Genomic DNA, 17272 nt, shown 5'->3' on the forward strand with positions numbered 1-17272 from the left:
AGAGGCAAATCATACGATTCATGCCGACCATAGCAAAGCACCCGGTCTGATTACTATCAGTCCGGGTGCTTTGCTATGGTCAGGAATTTATTTTTTATGGGGCCTGGGTCAATGACAGCGTGATGACCTGATCGGTTTCTGCGGTCTGTTTAAATCCGTGGCGCTGGTAGAATCGAATGGCAGCTTCATTGCCTCGGGTGACAGTGCACCATATGGGATATTCCACCAGTGCAGTCTGCCGGATGATGCGATTCAGGGCCAGACTGCCCAGACCGCGGGACTGGAATTCATTCAGGATATTAAAGTCATCCAGTTCCACCCCCTGATCCGAGTGGATCAGGTGATACCACCCGAGAATTTCTCCCCCGACTGATATTTTTGTGTAGTCAGGCAGTTCGCTGCGGATTTCTTCTTCCATGGCCAGCCTTACCACCGTCAGATCAACCATCCGTTCTGTCTCAACAGTGGCCAGCAATTCGGCAACCGGTGCCAGGATGATCGGCAGGTCAGCCTCGGTGCAGGGGAGAAAGTCCGGTTGAAAATCAGGCTTATCTGGTGAAAACATAAGTCCAGTCATCGGACAGCTCCTCCGAGTAGGTGTAACCCTCATAATCAAAGCTTTTCAGATCCTCTTTCACGGCTGCTTTGGTTTTGGCCATATAGCGAGCCATCAGACCGCGGGCCTTTTTGGAAAAAAGCGGGATACCTACCGGTTTGCCACTGCGAATTTCCATGAACTCTACCGTCAGTACCGGAATCGGGAGAGCGGGCAGATGAAGAACTCGGGAATATTCCTTGGAGGCCAGATTGACCAGCAGATCCGCCTGAGGACTTTTGACCAGTTCCTTTGACACTTTATTGCCCCAGAACTCGTACAGGTCATTGCCCTTGTCCGTCACCAGGCGAGTACCCATTTCCAGGCGGTAAGGCTTAATGCCGTCTCGCAGGCGCAGGATGCCGTACAGACCGGACAGAATCCGGAGGTGGTCTTCCGCGTAATCCAGATCGGACGCATCGAACTCGTCAATGGCCAGACCGTTGAACACATCCCCGTTGAACAGCCAACCGGCTGGATAGGATGCTGAACGGGAAAAGGCATGGAAGCGATCATAATTCTGAATAGCGAGCTTTTCCGAAATCTTCATCAGACTCATTAGATCAGAGACATCCTTTTTCTTAAGAACTGACACCAGCTTGCTGGCATCAGAGGCGAATCTTGGCCTGGTCATCTCGATCTCAAACGTTTCTTCCCGCATGGTTTTGGCGGGGGACAATACGGCAATCATGATTCAATTCCTCCTGATTTCATTCGATTCTAATTGTATCATATTTTATTCAATCTCCTGGCAGGCTACCAAATGTGTCCTCACTCTTTGTTAGAATGTATGTACGAACAGAATGAAAGAGAGGGAAAGGATATGAATATCACAACGGAAGAAAAATATCTGAAACGGGCCATTGAGCAGTTTGAAAAAACAGGGAGGCGGTTTTATCGCGAAAATGGAATCATGGTTTTAGTCAATGAGCATACGATTACACGGTACAAGGAAATGACCCGTGAGGAGTCAATTAAAGGCTTGAAAACAAAATAATCAGCCAATCCCAATCGTTTTTCTGCGTATAGCCCATTTTGATCCGAGGGTGTTCGAAGCCGTCTGAATAATTTGGAGAATAAAAAATGCGTCTCCATATTTATCTTGATTTATGGTAATATTCTATAGGAATAAAAAAACACATATTCGGAGGGTTCGCATGAACAATAATGAGCACATCGATCAACTGACCATTAATACCATTCGTGTATTATCAGCGGAGGCCGTGCAGAAAGCAAAATCAGGCCATCCCGGGATGCCCATGGGTGCGGCCCCGATGGCATATACATTATATAAGGACTTCATGAAATTTGATCCGGAACTGCCGTACTGGGACAACCGGGATCGGTTTGTTCTGTCCGCCGGACACGGCTCCATGCTTCTTTACTCCCTGCTCCACCTGTTTGGCTATCCCATGAGCATGGAAGACATCAAGAATTTCCGGCAGTGGGATTCCAAGACTCCGGGACATCCGGAATTTGGTCACACCGTCGGCGTTGAGATGACCACCGGCCCGCTCGGACAGGGACTGAGCTCTGCCGTTGGTATGGCCATTGCGGAAACCATGCTGGCTGAAAAATTCAACCGGCCCGGCTTCCCGGTCGTGGATCACTACACCTATGTCATCTCCGGAGACGGCTGTCTCATGGAAGGCATTACCTCGGAAGCCTCTTCGCTGGCAGGCCATCTGAAACTGGGCAAACTCATCGTACTTTATGATGATAACAACATTACCATCGACGGAACGACCCACATCTCCTTTACGGAGGATGTGAAGAAGCGATACGAAGCTTATGGCTGGCAGGTTCTCGAAGTCAAGGACGGAACCGATACGGCGGCAATCCATGCTGCGATTCGCCGGGCGAAAGCACAGAAAAACAAACCGACCCTGATCAAAGTCAAGACCATCATCGGTTTCGGAGCCCCGAACATGCAGGGAACCAGCAAAGTCCATGGTGCTCCCCTGGGAGACGCGGAAATTGCTGCCATGAAACAGGAACTGGGCTGGAACTATGAACCGTTCACCGTTCCGGAGGAAGTGGCTGCCCATACCAGCGAACTGGTGGCAGAAAAGAAAAAAGTCCACAAGAAGTGGGAAAGCATGCTGAAGCGCTACGCCAAAACACAGCCGGAACTCTATGAAGAGTACGAACAGTGGATGCGCGGCAAGCTGCTGAAGGATGTGGATACCACTGCGCTGTATCACACAGAATTAGCCAAGGTTTCAACCCGCAAGGCTTCCCATGACATCCTGAATCTTCTAGCTGATCAGGTTCCCAATCTGGTGGGCGGATCCGCCGACCTGGCAGGGTCCAACCTGACCTACATGAAAGACAAGGGGGATTACCAGCCACAGACTCCGGCCGGACGCAATATCCGGTTTGGTGTTCGCGAGCATGCCATGGCAGCGATTGTTAACGGCATTACTCTGCATGGAGGATTCAAGGCATTTGGTTCCACTTTCCTGATTTTCTCCGATTACCTGAGACCTTCTGTCCGGCTGTCGGCCCTGATGGACATCGGCTCACTCTTCATCCTGACCCATGACTCGGTGGCAGTCGGTGAAGACGGTCCGACCCATCAGCCCATCGAACAGCAGGCATCCCTGGAAATGATCCCGAATCTGTATGCGTTCCGTCCCTGTGATTACCGGGAGACGGTTGCAGCCTGGATCAAAGCCATGGAAATCTCAACTTCTCCGTTCAGCATCGCGCTGTCCCGTCAGGATCTTCCGGTCCTTGAGGGAACCGGAATCAATGCGGAAAAAGGCGGCTACGTACTGGTCCATGAGACCAAGGCTCAGCCAGACCTCATTCTCATGGCAGCCGGCTCAGAAGTTCAGCATATGGTTGCCGCCCGGGAGAAACTGCTTGAGCAGGGAATCGATGCCCGTGTCGTCTCCATGCCCTGCAAGAGACTGTTTGATGACCAGGATGAGAAATACAAGGAATCTGTTCTGCCCAAGTCCGTGAAGGTCCGCATCGCCATGGAGGCCGGATTTGGCATCATGTGGTCACCCTACCTTGGACGCAAAGGCGAAGTCATCGGACTGGATCATTTTGGAGCATCCGCTCCTGGAGATGTTGTGCTTGAGAAATTCGGCATCAACTCGGAGTCCGTTGTTGCCAAGGCTCTTTCTCTCCTGGAAAAATAATATTCTCAGGCAGAATGAGACCATTCAAGCAGACCAACATCAATTAGTTCAACCAATCAGAAAACCGCCCGGCTTCAGCCGGGCGGTTTCTTGCAGACCAGAAGAAACTGACAAATACTCAGTCAGACCCCAACAGATCGGAACAGACCCAAACAGATTGGAGCAAACCCAAACAGACTGAGAAAGAATCCGCAAAGCACAAGGCTCGATCCGCAGCAAGCGAATCGAGCCTTTCAGTATAGTTTAAATTGATTTTTGGAATTGTCCCGGTGCCTGGTTATGACCGGTTCTGCGGTTTTCTGAAGGGCGCGCCTTCCAGTTCCAGCAGATAGGATTTGTGGACCGGACCGGTGGCATAGCCTCCCAGGGTGCCGTCCCCGGCGATGACCCGGTGACACGGGACGATGATGGCGATATGATTCTTGCCGTTGGCTCCGCCGACTGCCCGGCTGGCTTTCGGCTGTCCGACGCGTCGGGCCAGTTCGCCATAGGAGATGGTGGAGCCGTAGGGGATCCGGCTCAGTTCGTCCCACACTCTGGTCTGAAAAGGGGTGCCGATCTGAGCCAGGGGAACCGTGAAACGGGTTCTCTCTCCCCGGAAGTACTCGGCCAGCTCGTTGGCTGCCTGACACAGGAAGGGATCGCTGGGTGGTTCAGCGGCTGGTCGTTCAGATGAAAACTCAAGCAGGGTCAGACCCTGTGCATTGGATTCCAGATGGATGGCTCCCAGCGGACTGGAGATAATCGAACTTGCCATAGCGGACTCCTTTACGGTTCGGCCGGTTCTTCCGGCTGAGTTTCAGGCGGCTGAGTTTCGGGCGGCTGGGTTGCCGGGGGCTGGGTTGCCGGCGGTTTCGTCGACGGTGGCTTGGTTGTCGGTTTCGTTGCCGGATCGGATGTCTGTGGGTCTGTTGTCGCGGGAGGCGCTGTTCCAGGCTGAGTCGCCGGCTGCGTCACCGGTACAGTGTAGCCGTCCTCGTCCGGACCCTTGTCATATTCTTTGGGAAGAACATATTTCTGGTCCTCCAGCTTGACTTCCGGGACATAGTTTCGGGTGATGTATACTTTCCGTTCAATAAACATGGGGAAGGTCCAGGCTGTGGCCAGTTTTCCGGTAAGTTTGTTGATTTCTACTTCGACGTGGATATCATCAAAGGTCGTCGGAACCATATCCCGGAAGAACCATTCCGAAACGGTCCGGTCACCGCGGGGATCCCGGCGGGTCAGATCGGTGGGCAGGGTTCCGGAATCATAGCTGACGGGTACCTTGACGATATCATTGGGTACTGGAAGGTCTTTCACTTCTTTTCCTTCATGGGGGAACGCCATGATGGCTCCCCAGGCCTTGATTCCGCCGATCGCAGAGCTCATGCCTTCGCCGGTGGCCTTGTCGATGATCGGCTTGTGATCGTCGGAAGCGATCAGGATGGCTGCGGAGTAATATGGCGTCGTGCCGGCAAACCAGAGCTCTTTGTTGTCCTGGGTTGTTCCGGTCTTGCCGCCCACGGGCATTTTGCCGAACTTGAGCTTGGAAATGCTTTCGTTTCCATCCACAACATTCTTCAGCAGATCCCACATGATGTAGGCCGTTCCGGGCTTGATGATCTGCTCACCTCTGGGCTTGTTCTCCAGAATGACATTCCCGGCAGCATCTACGACCTTGGTATAAAGCAGGGAGTCGTTTTTAATGCCGTTATTGGCGAAGGTTCCATAAGCGGAGGCCATAATCAGAGGATTGGCTCCGTCTTTTCCATTGATATTGGCATACTGGCCCAGTGCGTACATGGACAGTCCGCGATAGCCTGCCGGCGGTAGAACCAGACCGAATTTTTCCGCATAGGTCTGGGCGGTGGGCTGACCGACAGCCTGAAGGGCTTTGATCGCTACCATATTGCTGGAGCGTCTCAGGGCATCACGGGCGTTGGTGTAACCCCACCAGCGGTCATAGGAGTTACCTGGCTTTGAGGGGTCGTTATAGTCGACATCACTGCCGGCAAAGTAGGCTTTGCGGTCTTCCAGGGACAGCGGAGAATCCTCAAAGACGGTTGCGGAATTGAAGGTCTTGGAGTCAATGCCTGCCGCGAAAACCGTCAGCGGCTTGGTCGAAGAACCAATGGCCCGAAGGAAACTGGAGGAGGCAGCCCGGTTGGGGCCGGCAGCAACCTGATTGCCGCGACCGCCGACAATGGCTTTGACGTACCCCGTGGAGGGCTCGGTGACAACCGCGGAGACCTGAGGCTGAATGATGCCGTTGGCATCAACGTATTCCTTAAAGCGGTAGTTGTCTTTATTGTTGATTTCCTTTTCGGTATGTTCCTGGAACGAGCGGTCCATGGTCGTGTAGATGACATATCCGTTCAGCGCGAGGTTCTCCTGCGCCTGTTCCCGGGTGATGCCAAGCTGTTCCACCATATCATCCAGAACCTGGGTCACGACCGGGCGGGTGAAGTACTCGTAATTGTATTTACCGCCGTTGGTCAGAGCGGTGTAGTTGAAGGGGATGCCGTTTTCCTTGATTTCATCTCGATACGTCTCGTATTCAGATTCGGTAATGAAATTATTTTTCTGCATCTGGCTCAGAACCAGCAGGGTCCGGTTGATGTAGGGCGTTGGATCCTGCTGGTTTGCCTTGGTGAAGGCATAATAAACGGAGGGCGCCTGAGGCACGCCAGCCAGGTAGGCGGATTCAATGACTGTCAGATCCTTCGCCGACTTGGAGAAGTACTGTCTGGCACCGGCTTCCACACCGTGGGCACGTCCGCCCAGAAAGATGGAGTTCAGATACGTTTCCAGGATTTTTTCTTTCGGAATGTTCTTTTCAATCTGCAGCGCCATGTAGATTTCCTGGATTTTCCGGGATTCTTCCTTTTTTGTCGTCAGGAAGGTGTTCTTGATCAGCTGCTGCGTCAACGTGGAGCCGCCCTGATCGAAATCTCCGCCGACCAGCTTGCTCAGAGCGTAGCGCAGCGTAACCGAGATGGTTCGCTTGAAATCAACCCCGTTGTGTTCGTAAAAGCGTTCGTCCTCAATGGCGATGAAGGCCTTTTGAAGATTTGGACTGATCTGGGACAGTTCCACGGGCAGACGGACTTCACTGGATATGATCCGGTCCATGATTTCGCCCTTGTCATCCAGCAGTACGCTCTGAGAATTCAAGGACAGAAACTTTTCGATGTCAGCTTCCGGGGCGTCCTTGGCAATGGCCAGAACTTTCGTTCCCAGGAAGACGGACGCAATCAGGATCACCACCAGGGTGAAGATGACCAGACCTTTGAGAACTTTCCCAAAGACCTGCAGTCCGGAGTGTCGGGTATATGTTTTTTTGGCTGTTTTTTTCACTTTTTGAGCCATGAAGGACCTCCATTTGTTAAAAGGGATAGGAATAACGGATTCATTATATCACAAGCGCGGATTCCAATTGAAATCCGTATTCCTATTATAGTGAATCCTGAGAAAATAAGATGAAGAAATGATGACAAAAAAGACTTTGCCGGATTGTTCCGGCAAAGTCTTTTTGGCTGATCCCGCAGGGGAAATCCAAATTTTCTGTTATTCTATTCGAAATTGAAGATATAGGGAACATTGCGGTAGTAATCTCCGTAATTAAGTCCATATCCTACGACAAAGACATCTTCAATCGTAAAGCCGCAGAAGTCCGGTGTCAGGCTTCCAACCTGGCGGCGAGACGGCTTATCCAAAAGGGTGCAGAACTTGACGGATCTGGCTCCCTTGTTCCGGATATGGTTCAAAACGAAATTCATCGTGTAGCCCGTATCGATGATATCATCAACGACCAGAACGTCGTAGCCTTCCACACTGTCGGGAATGTCATTGACGACTTCGACGTTGCCGGATGAATGCTCGGCATTGCCATAGGAAGCTGTCGTCATAAATCCGATCTTCATGGGGAGGTCCACTGCCCGTACCAGATCGGATGCGAAAATGAAGCTTCCGCGCAGCAAGGCCAGAACATAGAGATTCTTCCCCTGATAGTGCTGGGTGATCTCCTGGCTCAGCCGGCGAATCTGTGCATCAATTTCTTCCTTCGTGATTAAAACATGTTTCTTGCGATCTTCCATGGGTTATCCTCCGCTTATATGAACCGATGTATCTATTATAATCATTTTCTTCAGTTCGGGCTTTGATTGCAAGAAGTTTTTTGATTGGACCATTATATCCTGCCTGACCGGAATTGAATCCGGGATTCTCAGGATTTGTCAAACAAGGAGCCGTAACGTGCCTGAATTCTTGTCAGCGGCTCTGCAAATCGGTGCGCAGCCGCTTCCGGAGATGCTCCCGCGGCAATGAAGTCCCGGATGCAGGCATCGCGCAGGTCGGCCAAACAAAGATGATAGGGCCTGAGCAGGGTATTCAGTTCCGTTCGGGTGTGTCGGTTCTCAAACAGCTGACCGCTCAAATTTACCGGACGCTGCCGGATCAGTTCCATGACCGCTTCTGGCAGTGGAATCTCCCGATTCCTCTCTTGGGCATCCACTACGGGTAATCCAGAGTCGTGCTGGCGCAGAGGCAGCGTCTGCCGCTTCCAGTCGATATCGCGCCGTCTTAAGGATATCGTTTCCCGGAAGGTCAGGCCGCACAATCCCAGCAGAGCCAGCAGCAGCTGCATGTCACCGGACTGCTGGGCTACGATGTCCAGCCGCCTGGCATAAGTTGGAATCCGCGAAACTGGCACAGGGGGTTCACAAATCAATCGGAAATTGCCCGTTTCTTCAGCAATTAGCGAGACTGAACTGACTGCCGGCTGAAGCGATCCTGAATCCCCAAAGCCGACGGCAGCGGTTTTCGAATCAGGCTGTTTCGAATGCTCCAAATGATACAGGAGTCGATGGCTAATCTTCGGATCGGGTGCTTGCGGACACACTCTCTCAGTCTTCAGAGGGATCCGGTTCGGCCTGTCCGGACGGACTCGATTCTTGGATAATGAGTGCTTCATGAAAAAAACCTCCCTGGATGAGTTTTGTAAAAATTTACTTTGTTGTTTCACTCTAGCAGACTGTCCGGACAAAACGGGGGCAGTCCCGGGTTATGTACGGCGGGGTGGCTGGGTTCCATCGAATGTTGCGGAAAATGTAAGCGGGCAGGGCGATTATTTGATATGATAAAAGGAATAAACGTCCTGTGAATCAGGGACAAGGCAGGTGAATCATTTGATCTACGGCAATGTAGAAGGTGTAAGGGATGTTGTGTTAAAGCAGCTGGAAACCCTTTATGATATGAAAAGTCAGAAGTATGAAATTGCGAGCCGGGAAATTCTGGATCTGGTGAGAGCGGTGACGGAGCGGATTGATCGCGAGGTCTCAGTGACTATTGATCGACGCGGGAACGTGACAGAAGTGACCATCGGGGACTCGGCCAGCGTGTCGCTGCCGGTCATGGATACGACGGCCCGCAAGCTGTCTGGATTCCGGATTGTGCATACCCATCCCAACGGACTGTCCAGGCTGTCCGCCCTCGATTTGTCGGCGCTTCTGAAACTGAGGCTCGACTGCATGGCGGCTGTTGCCTGTAATACCGAGGATTCGCGGATATCCATCGGATTTCCTACCGTATCGGAGGGAGCGCTGGTGGCGGAGATCACCCGGGAACTGACCTGGGAGGATGCGCTGGAAGTTAATATCGAAGACAAGGTCCGATATAACCAGGAACTGCTGAAGGATTCAGAAGTCCGGGAAGATGAGACGGAACGAGCTCTGCTCATCGGCATCGAATCCTGGGAAAGCCTGGAAGAATTAAAGGAACTGGCCGACGCGGCGGATATCGAAGTGTCGGAGAGCGTGCTTCAGCTTCGGGACAAGGCAGATTCCCAGTACTACATGGGATCCGGCAAGCTGGAAGAGCTGTCCAATCTGTGCCAGCTGACCCGCAGCAATGTCATCATCGCCGATGATGAACTGTCAGGTTCTCAGATTAAAAACATGGAAGATCTGACCGGGGTCAAAATCATTGACCGCACCACGCTGATCCTGGAAATCTTTTCCCGGCGCGCCAAGACCAGAGAGGCTAAGCTTCAGATTGAACTGGCCCAGCTGAAGTATCGGATGAACCGTCTGCTTGGCCTGGGACTTGTCATGTCCCGTACCGGCGGCGGCATCGGTACCCGCGGACCGGGTGAGACCAAGCTGGAAACGGATCGTCGGCGCATTCGCAGCCGGTATCACGATCTGGCAGAAGAACTCAAGGGAATCCAGAAGATCCGGGCGACCCAGCGGGAAAACCGCCACCGTCAGGACATGCCTCAGGTTGCTTTGGTCGGCTATACCAATGCCGGCAAAAGCACGCTGCGCAACGCGCTGGCCGAGCGCAGTGCCCGGGATGCCCGGAAAAAAGATAAAGTGTTTGAGGCCGACATGCTGTTTGCCACATTGGACACCACGACCCGGGCCATTGAGCTGCCGGATCGCCGGATCATATCCCTCACGGATACGGTCGGCTTTATCCGCAAGCTGCCCCATGACCTGGTGGAGGCATTTAAATCCACCCTGGAAGAGGTCATTTATGCCGATGTTCTGGTTCATGTGGTCGATGCGTCCTCTCCGGATGCCGATGACCAGGCCGCAGCCGTCGACGAAGTGCTGGAAGATCTGGGTGCAGTCAATAAGCCCATGATTCTGGCATTAAATAAGGTCGATCTGGGCCTGAGCATGGCCGGCGAACGTCTGCAGGTGACTCAGTCCGACGCTGAGAGCGCCCTGGCAATTTCCGCCAGGACCGGCCAGAATCTGGAAGAACTGCTTTGGACCATCAGCCGGCTGCTCCCCCAGCAATATAAAACATACGATCTGCTCATTCCATTCTCTGACCAGAAGCAGGTGAGCCTGGTTCATGCCGAGGGGAACGTCCTGGAAGAAGACTATGTGGAAGAGGGGACCCGACTCAGGGCTCAGCTGTCGGACGCCATGGCCGGAAGACTGAAAGAGTACATCGTTGAGGGTCAGGAGGAAGAGTAGATCAATGGAAGATCAGATCGTAGAGTATCAACGGACCTATAACCTGGCCGTGCAATCACTTCAGTCCAACAAGGAAGTTCTGGCGATCTTTGTCTTTGGCTCCATGGTCAGCGGCGATCTTTGGGAGAAATCCGACATTGATTTTTTTGTCATCATGAAGAAATGGCCGCCGGGCATGACCAATGTTCATTCCACGGATCTTGGCAAACCGGTTCATTATAAATTCCTCTCCAAAAAGGAATTCATGAATTCCAAGGGCTTCGACCTGAAAGGCAGTTTCCTGCACCGCCTGTTTGCTTCCAGCCGGCTGGTAAACTGCCGCGACCGTGACATTGAGGAACGGTTCAACGCCGGTCGGGCCTATACCGATCAGTCCAGAAAAATCTGGACCCTGACTTACTTCGGAAAAGTGATCAAGGGGACGGATTCGATCCGCAAGTCCCTGAAGAACAGCAACGAGCTGGCAGCCTATGTTACGCTGATGGACACCATGAACTGGTACGCAATGGTGCTGATCAATGAGGGCGGCTATATGGTCTCCAAGGACAATATCAACATTGCCGCGGAGCTGTTCCCGGACTTTCGGCAGGCATTCACGAACCTGGTGGCCGGGGGCGACCTGAAGAAGCGGGTCGAAGACACCGTTTCCTGGATTCTTAGGGAAATGGACCGGAAGCTGCGGGATCTGACCGAAGTTCTGTTTCAGTACCTGCGGGACAAGGACCGGCCGTTGTCAGCCAATGAGATTCAGGAGGATCCGCTCCTGTTTCCATACCGGATCGAGATGGAGGCAATTCTGGCTCTGCTGTATGAAAAGAAACTGCTTAAGCGAAATCACCGTGAGTTGCTCTCACAGGGAGCCGAAACCCTGGTTCGAGAGAATGTGTACTTCATATGAGTTATACAATTCGAGAAGAAGGACTGGGGGAATACACAGAGAAAAAGTCGGTATTTACCGGACGGATCTGCCCCTGCTCCAGTGAAGCGGAAGCGCGGCAGTACATTGAAGGGATCCGCAAACAGGAACGAACGGCCCGGCATCATGTCTTTGCGTATGTCATCGGCGAAAAAAATCAGATTGTGCGATATTCGGATGACGGAGAACCTCAGGGCACAGGCGGACTTCCGGTGCTTAACGTGCTGACTCAGCATGGCCTCACCGACGTCTGTCTGGTCGTCAGCCGCTTTTTCGGCGGAATCCTGCTGGGCGCTCCGGGACTGACCCGGGCTTACGGCAAGGCGGCAGCCGATGCTGCGGCATCAGTTACCCACTGGCAGGTCATTCAAGGTGCCGCTTTCATGGTCACCCTGCCTTACGATCTCCATGCCCGGCTGAAAAGCTTCCTGTCAGAACTTCAAGTCACGCAGACCGATTTTAGTCAGTCCGTAACGCTGCATCTTCTGACCACTGAGGAAGAAGTGGACGGCGTGATGGCGGAACTGACCAACCAGACCCAGGGTCAGGCAATCTTTTCTGAAGTTACGGCAGGTCGCTATTTCCTCAGCAAGGATGGAATGCTGGAACCGGTGGACCAGGACTAAAAAAACACCAAATGAAATGGAAACAGAAAGCTCTCATGGCGAACGGCCATGAGAGCTTTCTGTTTCTCAATCAATCCTTATAACGGATTGACAGGGGTTTGAAACTGCTGTGGGTTTTTATTTTTCACGAACTGGAACCCATAGTTCCATTTTGTAGTCAGTCGCTGACATGTCACCTTCCAGGTAAGCTTCAAAGTCAGGGGTGCCGGCATGAGTGAAGGGGCTGGAAGGGAAGTACTCCGTCATGAGCCATTGCCAGCCTCGGTGAATCGATTCGGGCATGGGTCCGATGAGCTCTACCACCAGGTACTGAGCGGGAGCAATGTCGAGAATCTCAAGTCCCAGTTCGCTGGCCCGGGCTCGATCTTTCACATCAAAACCGGCCATGTAGCGGAACGTATCATCCGGCTGATAATCGTAGCATACCCCGAAACTTTCTCCGGAACCAAGCTGAAGCAGATCCGGGAAGGGGATCTCTCCCATCAGTCGGGTCCACAGGCCGGGGAAATCTGCTCCTGCTATGCCGGTCATGGAAAGACCAGCCACCGCGAAGGCAGGTTTCTGAATGAGCTGCGTGTTCATGGTGATCACCTCGTCAATTTAATTTCATTTCTTCTTTTTTATTATAGCTCCAATTGATTGGATGAAAGCATCTTTCCCGGATTTTCAGTGGAGCAATATCGCCCGCCGTTGCTGCGGAGTGGTACTCTGCAGCCTTCCTTTCTTTCATTCAGCGTTTCATTCAGCGTTTCATTCGTCGGGGATCCTGAGTTGATGACCCGGTTAAAGTGAAAATTGAAAAAGCCAGGGAGGTCTGCTATAATCTTTCTGTTATACGACAGGAGGGATACAACATGTCAGGACATTCAAAGTGGCATAATATCCAGGCGAAAAAAGGGAAGACCGATGCAGCCCGGGCCAGAGTATTTACCAAGCTGGGCAAGGAATTGATGGTCGCAGCCAAGGATAACCCCAATATAGATGCCAATTCCAGATTGAAGGACGTCGTTACTAAAGCCAAGGCAGCCAATATGCCCATGGACAATATCATGCGGGCAATCAAGAAAGCCGCCGGTGAGCTGAGCGGAGCGAGTTATGAAGAAATCACCTATGAAGGCTACGGTCCGGGGGGACCGGCATTCATTGTTGAGGCTTTGACAGACAATAAGAATCGGACCGCGGCCAATGTGCGCCATGCTTTTGACAAAGTCGGCGGCAATCTGGGCACTCCAGGTTCCGTCTCTTTCCAGTTCAATAAAAAAGGTCAGTTCATCCTGGAAGTGACCGATGAAATTGATCTGGACGAACTCGAACTGGCTGCCATCGAGGCAGGAGCTGAAAACATCATCCGCGATGAGGAGACTGTTGAGATTCTGACCGAGCCCGAAGATTATGAAGCGGTTTCTGAAGCTCTGGAACAGGCCGGCTATGCGTTTGCCGAATCGGGAATCAAAATGGTCCCGAATCTTTATACGGAAGTGGACATGGAAACAGCCGTCAAGATTCAGAAACTCATTGATATTCTGGAAGAGGATGATGATGTCAATGACATCTATCACAATACGGACTTCCCGGACGAATTTGAAGGCTAGTCATTCGAGAATCAGATGAAAAAAGATCCTGATTGCCAAGGCATTCGGGATCTTTTTTTAATCTGAATTTTATCCGTATTTTTTACAATCAAACCAAAATCAGAACGATGTTAATTTGAATGTCACACAGGGGAGGTGAAAGGGATGAAATGTCGCCAGTGCGGCAGCGAACTGATGGACGGATCGAAATATTGCAATTTCTGTGGACAAACCCAGGAAGAAACGCTTGAGCCAGTTAGCCAGCGGATTTTTCTGGGGGACTATGAGGTAACAGCCTTTGACCATGAACCGGAAGAAATCCCTTTATCCGATGGTCCGATTCTGGATCGGGATCATCCGCTGTCTGCTATGAAGGAAGCCTCGACCGGCAGACCGGCGCGAAAAGAACATCTGATTTTATTGGCCTTGCTTCTTTTGATCATCGGACTCTCGGCATTTGGGGTACAGACCATCGCCTCGCGACGCCGGAGCCGGGAAACACTCGCAGCCAGCCAGGCAGCACAGCTGAAGGAAGCTGAAATCAAGGAACAGCGGGATGCTTATCTGCGTAAATACCGGGAACTCCTGGTACTGGCTCAATCCCAGGAAGTCACCCTGAAGACCAATCTGGATGAGCTTCTCCGGATCAGCAACTGGAGCTGGCTCAATAATATCTTTTTGGACGGCTTCTATGATTCCATGGTAAATAAATTCAGAGACAGCGAGACGTTTAAAACCATGACCAACCGCAATGCTGCCATGGGCGATGTCTTCACCGCTTTGGAAGAGCCGCCGGCCGGTCTGGAAAAAGTTAAAACCCATGCCCTCAAGCTGCGGGATCAATCCCGCAAAATAACCAGAGCATTTTCAGAAACAATGGGTGAAACCACCATTTCTGACATCGAGGGCTGGCTGGATGATTATACGAAAATCCTGGAAAATGCCCGCGCGGCATTATAACAGGAATCGAGCTGCAGCCACCTCATCCGGTCCAAACGACGGCACCCCCCCGAGCGATCCGGCTGACTCCCTGCCAGGACAGCACAGAAATTAACCTTCGAATCAGCTTTGCCTCATCATCAGTCACTTAGGATGGATGGATGACCAATCCCATTTCATAATAATCGGGTACTTGTCACTGCCGCTGCGGATTGAATCCGTAAGCGGCAGTGACTTTTTTATAAGAGGGATGAAGACCTGGGAAACAAAGGCTCTGGAAACGATAGGGAATGGTTAAGGGTAAGGATTCAGTTTCGGCCAAAAACAAACAAAAGATTATGGTGATAAGGTATTGCTTATTTTCTTTCCGCTGGATATAATATGATTAAAGCAGTGATTCGGGGCAGCAGTTGCTGAATCTGGCACCGGACAATCAAAGGAAAAAACATGAGTTACGAAGAAAGAGGGAGCGCAATGACGAAACGCGAACGGGAAATCATCGAAATTCTCAAGAAAGAACCGATGATCAATCAAAATGATCTGGCAGGGCGACTGGGGATTTCCAGAAGCTCGGTAGCGGTTCATATCACCAATTTAATGAAAAAGGACATTATCGCGGGGAAGGGGTACGTGATCCGTGAGGAAAAGTTCGTAGCAGTCCTGGGCGGCGCCAATGTCGATATCCTGGGCTTCCCGCGGGAACGGTTCAAGCCGGGAGACTCCAATCCCGGTTCTGTGCTGCAGTCCATGGGGGGCGTCGGACGCAACATTGCCGAAAACCTGGCTCGACTGAACATTCCGGTCCGTCTGCTTACGGTCCTGGGAGAAGACTCGCATGGGGAGTGGATCCTCAATGACACAAGTTCAGCCGGAGTGGATGTCAGTCATATCCGGCGCGACCGATCTCATCCCACCGGCATCTATTTATCTGTTCAGGATGAAACCGGTGAAATGATCGCCGCCATCAGCCAGATGTCAATCTATGATGAGATGGATGAAAGCTACCCGGAGTCCGTGCTTGGCGTCCTTCGCTCGGCGGATCGAATTGCTGTCGATACCAATCTGTCGGAGGCAGCACTGGCGTACATCGCACAAAATCTGTCTGACCGGGAACTCTTCCTTGATCCGGTTTCCAGCAATAAGGCTATGCGGGTCAAATCGATCATCGGCAGTTTTTCCACCATAAAACCCAACCGGATCGAATCGGAAATTCTGACCGGTATTCCCATCACGGATGATGAAAGCCTGAAGGCCAGCGCCCGCTGGTATTTCAACCAGGGGGTCCGAAATGTCATCATTTCGCTGGGCAGCGAAGGAACGTTTGCCGCCAGAGGTAAGGTGATGGGGAAAGTGACCAGCAAAAAAGTTCCGATGCGCAACGCCAACGGCGCCGGCGATGCCTTCACGTCCGCCATGCTGATGACTTCGCTGGAGACCGATGATATCCGGGAATGGACGATCAACGGAGCTGCCTCTGCCATCAGCGCAATCCTTTCCGAGAGCACGATTAACCGGGATTTGTCCCGCGAAACCATAAAACAAATGAAGAAGGAGTATCAGATCGAATGGAAAAATTTGTAAAATACCTTGAATTGTCACCGGAAGTTGAAGCTGCACTGAAAGAGGGCCGTCCAGTCGTCGCCCTGGAGTCCACCATTATTTCTCATGGCATGCCGTATCCTGCCAATGTAGATACAGCTCGGGCGGTGGAACAGATCGTACGAGACCATGGCGCAGTGCCCGCTACCATCGCCATTCTCAACGGAAAGCTGAAAGCCGGACTGACTGACGAAGAAATCGAATATCTGGGCCAGGCAACGGATGTCATCAAAGCCTCCCGCCGGGACATTCCCTATATCGTGGCACAGGGCCGCAATGGCGGAACCACCGTCGGAGCGACAATGATTGTCGCGGCTCTGGCCGGAATCAAGGTCTTTGCAACCGGCGGCATCGGCGGAGTTCACCGCGGAGCAGAAACCACCATGGACATCTCAGCTGATCTGGAAGAACTGGGCAAGACCGATGTGATCGTCGTCTGTGCCGGCGCCAAGGCGATCCTTGACCTGGGACTGACACTGGAATACCTGGAGACCCGCGGCGTGCCTGTCCTGGGCTATCAGACAGCCAGCCTGCCGGCATTCTATACCAGCACTTCGGAATTCAAAGTCGATTACCGAGTGGATAGCGCCCGCGAAATCGCGGCCATCGCTCAGACCAAATGGGATCTGAATCTTTCCGGCGGCGTTCTGGTCACCAATCCGATCCCCGCGGAATATTCCATGGATCCTGAACTGATCAACCAGGCCATTGAGAACGCGCTGGACGAGGCAAAAGTCCAGGGCATTCAGGGAAAAGAAACCACCCCGTTCCTGCTCTCCCGGATCAAGGAAATTACCAAGGGCAAATCCCTCGATTCCAATATCCAGCTGGTTTACAACAACGCCGCGGTCGCATCCGACATTGCCGTTGAACTGGCCAAAGCAGAATAAGTATTTCATTTTAAGC

16 protein-coding genes are annotated in these 17272 nt (G+C 52.1%); 9 read left to right on the forward strand and 7 right to left on the reverse strand.

Going from position 1 to position 17272, the window contains the following annotated elements:
• Positions 1-94 precede the first annotated feature (94 nt).
• Entirely contained in the window at positions 95-565 is a 471-nt protein-coding gene (locus tag NQU17_03305) for a GNAT family N-acetyltransferase (protein ID UUM12601.1), read from the reverse strand.
• Positions 549-1286: a YaaA family protein gene (locus NQU17_03310; protein ID UUM12602.1), complete on the reverse strand. Its 738-nt coding sequence runs from the start codon at positions 1284-1286 to the stop codon at positions 549-551. Before NQU17_03310 ends, NQU17_03305 begins: the two co-directional genes overlap by 17 nt.
• A 99-nt stretch (positions 1287-1385) precedes the next feature.
• Between NQU17_03310 and NQU17_03315 the strand changes: the two genes are divergently transcribed.
• Both NQU17_03315 and tkt read left to right on the forward strand, forming a co-directional pair.
• Positions 1386-1592, forward strand: a complete 207-nt coding sequence (locus NQU17_03315) for a hypothetical protein (GenBank protein ID UUM12603.1) — start codon at positions 1386-1388, stop codon at positions 1590-1592.
• A gap of 160 nt (positions 1593-1752) precedes the next feature.
• Positions 1753-3747 carry a transketolase gene (gene tkt / locus NQU17_03320; GenBank protein UUM12604.1) on the forward strand — a complete coding sequence of 665 codons (1995 nt, stop codon included), beginning with the start codon at positions 1753-1755 and terminating at the stop codon, positions 3745-3747.
• Between the two features lie 277 nt (positions 3748-4024).
• Here the strand turns inward: tkt and NQU17_03325 are convergent, their stop codons facing one another.
• The 4 genes from NQU17_03325 to NQU17_03340 all read right to left on the reverse strand — a co-directional run bounded on the left by NQU17_03325 (position 4025) and on the right by NQU17_03340 (position 8440).
• The gene (locus NQU17_03325; GenBank protein ID UUM12605.1) at positions 4025-4504 is read right to left on the reverse strand and encodes a methylated-DNA--[protein]-cysteine S-methyltransferase; all 480 of its coding nucleotides are present in this window, start codon (positions 4502-4504) and stop codon (positions 4025-4027) included.
• Between the two features lie 11 nt (positions 4505-4515).
• Positions 4516-7098: a transglycosylase domain-containing protein gene (locus NQU17_03330; protein UUM12606.1), complete on the reverse strand. Its 2583-nt coding sequence runs from the start codon at positions 7096-7098 to the stop codon at positions 4516-4518.
• Between the two features lie 203 nt (positions 7099-7301).
• Entirely contained in the window at positions 7302-7826 is a 525-nt protein-coding gene (hpt, locus tag NQU17_03335; GenBank protein UUM12607.1) for a hypoxanthine phosphoribosyltransferase, read from the reverse strand.
• Positions 7827-7954: 128 nt separating this feature from the next.
• Positions 7955-8440, reverse strand: a complete 486-nt coding sequence (locus tag NQU17_03340; GenBank protein ID UUM12608.1) for a hypothetical protein — start codon at positions 8438-8440, stop codon at positions 7955-7957.
• A 475-nt stretch (positions 8441-8915) separates the two neighbouring features.
• Here NQU17_03340 and hflX point away from each other — a divergent pair, with 475 nt between their 5' ends.
• The 3 genes from hflX to NQU17_03355 are packed head-to-tail and all read left to right on the forward strand — an operon-like array spanning position 8916 to position 12257.
• Positions 8916-10715, forward strand: coding sequence for a GTPase HflX (hflX, locus tag NQU17_03345; GenBank protein ID UUM12609.1), 1800 nt, complete (start codon positions 8916-8918; stop codon positions 10713-10715).
• Between the two features lie 4 nt (positions 10716-10719).
• Positions 10720-11613, forward strand: coding sequence for a nucleotidyltransferase domain-containing protein (locus tag NQU17_03350; GenBank protein ID UUM12610.1), 894 nt, complete (start codon positions 10720-10722; stop codon positions 11611-11613).
• The gene (locus NQU17_03355; protein ID UUM12611.1) at positions 11610-12257 is read left to right on the forward strand and encodes a YigZ family protein; all 648 of its coding nucleotides are present in this window, start codon (positions 11610-11612) and stop codon (positions 12255-12257) included. The genes NQU17_03350 and NQU17_03355 overlap by 4 nt, the downstream gene beginning before the upstream one ends.
• Positions 12258-12374: 117 nt before the next feature.
• Here NQU17_03355 and NQU17_03360 read toward each other — a convergent pair whose 3' ends face one another.
• The gene (locus NQU17_03360; GenBank protein UUM12612.1) at positions 12375-12839 is read right to left on the reverse strand and encodes a GyrI-like domain-containing protein; all 465 of its coding nucleotides are present in this window, start codon (positions 12837-12839) and stop codon (positions 12375-12377) included.
• Between the two features lie 272 nt (positions 12840-13111).
• Between NQU17_03360 and NQU17_03365 the strand changes: the two genes are divergently transcribed.
• From NQU17_03365 to NQU17_03380, 4 genes are all read left to right on the forward strand, one after another.
• Positions 13112-13849 carry a YebC/PmpR family DNA-binding transcriptional regulator gene (locus NQU17_03365; protein UUM12613.1) on the forward strand — a complete coding sequence of 246 codons (738 nt, stop codon included), beginning with the start codon at positions 13112-13114 and terminating at the stop codon, positions 13847-13849.
• Positions 13850-13993: 144 nt separating this feature from the next.
• Entirely contained in the window at positions 13994-14788 is a 795-nt protein-coding gene (locus NQU17_03370) for a TFIIB-type zinc finger domain-containing protein (protein UUM12614.1), read from the forward strand.
• A gap of 453 nt (positions 14789-15241) precedes the next feature.
• Positions 15242-16348 (forward strand): PfkB family carbohydrate kinase, encoded by a 1107-nt coding sequence (locus NQU17_03375; GenBank protein ID UUM12615.1) that lies wholly within the window; start codon positions 15242-15244, stop codon positions 16346-16348.
• The gene (locus NQU17_03380) at positions 16333-17256 is read left to right on the forward strand and encodes a pseudouridine-5'-phosphate glycosidase (protein ID UUM12616.1); all 924 of its coding nucleotides are present in this window, start codon (positions 16333-16335) and stop codon (positions 17254-17256) included. The genes NQU17_03375 and NQU17_03380 overlap by 16 nt, the downstream gene beginning before the upstream one ends.
• Positions 17257-17272 lie beyond the last annotated feature (16 nt).

This window comes from Clostridiaceae bacterium HFYG-1003, assembly GCA_024579835.1.
Lineage (GTDB): Bacteria > Bacillota > Clostridia > Clostridiales > Clostridiaceae > JG1575.

What these genes read in the sequence shown, in the direction of transcription:
- NQU17_03360 (UUM12612.1), bottom strand. Translation starts at nt 12,839, where the DNA reads ATGAACACGCAGCTCATTCAGAAACCTGCCTTCGCGGTGGCTGGTCTT.
- NQU17_03380 (UUM12616.1), top strand. Translation starts at nt 16,333, where the DNA reads ATGGAAAAATTTGTAAAATACCTTGAATTGTCACCGGAAGTTGAAGCT.
- hpt (UUM12607.1), bottom strand. Translation starts at nt 7,826, where the DNA reads ATGGAAGATCGCAAGAAACATGTTTTAATCACGAAGGAAGAAATTGAT.
- tkt (UUM12604.1), top strand. Translation starts at nt 1,753, where the DNA reads ATGAACAATAATGAGCACATCGATCAACTGACCATTAATACCATTCGT.
- NQU17_03350 (UUM12610.1), top strand. Translation starts at nt 10,720, where the DNA reads ATGGAAGATCAGATCGTAGAGTATCAACGGACCTATAACCTGGCCGTG.
- NQU17_03325 (UUM12605.1), bottom strand. Translation starts at nt 4,504, where the DNA reads ATGGCAAGTTCGATTATCTCCAGTCCGCTGGGAGCCATCCATCTGGAA.
- NQU17_03310 (UUM12602.1), bottom strand. Translation starts at nt 1,286, where the DNA reads ATGATTGCCGTATTGTCCCCCGCCAAAACCATGCGGGAAGAAACGTTT.
- NQU17_03315 (UUM12603.1), top strand. Translation starts at nt 1,386, where the DNA reads ATGTACGAACAGAATGAAAGAGAGGGAAAGGATATGAATATCACAACG.
- NQU17_03355 (UUM12611.1), top strand. Translation starts at nt 11,610, where the DNA reads ATGAGTTATACAATTCGAGAAGAAGGACTGGGGGAATACACAGAGAAA.
- NQU17_03365 (UUM12613.1), top strand. Translation starts at nt 13,112, where the DNA reads ATGTCAGGACATTCAAAGTGGCATAATATCCAGGCGAAAAAAGGGAAG.
- NQU17_03305 (UUM12601.1), bottom strand. Translation starts at nt 565, where the DNA reads ATGTTTTCACCAGATAAGCCTGATTTTCAACCGGACTTTCTCCCCTGC.
- NQU17_03370 (UUM12614.1), top strand. Translation starts at nt 13,994, where the DNA reads ATGAAATGTCGCCAGTGCGGCAGCGAACTGATGGACGGATCGAAATAT.
- NQU17_03330 (UUM12606.1), bottom strand. Translation starts at nt 7,098, where the DNA reads ATGGCTCAAAAAGTGAAAAAAACAGCCAAAAAAACATATACCCGACAC.
- NQU17_03375 (UUM12615.1), top strand. Translation starts at nt 15,242, where the DNA reads ATGACGAAACGCGAACGGGAAATCATCGAAATTCTCAAGAAAGAACCG.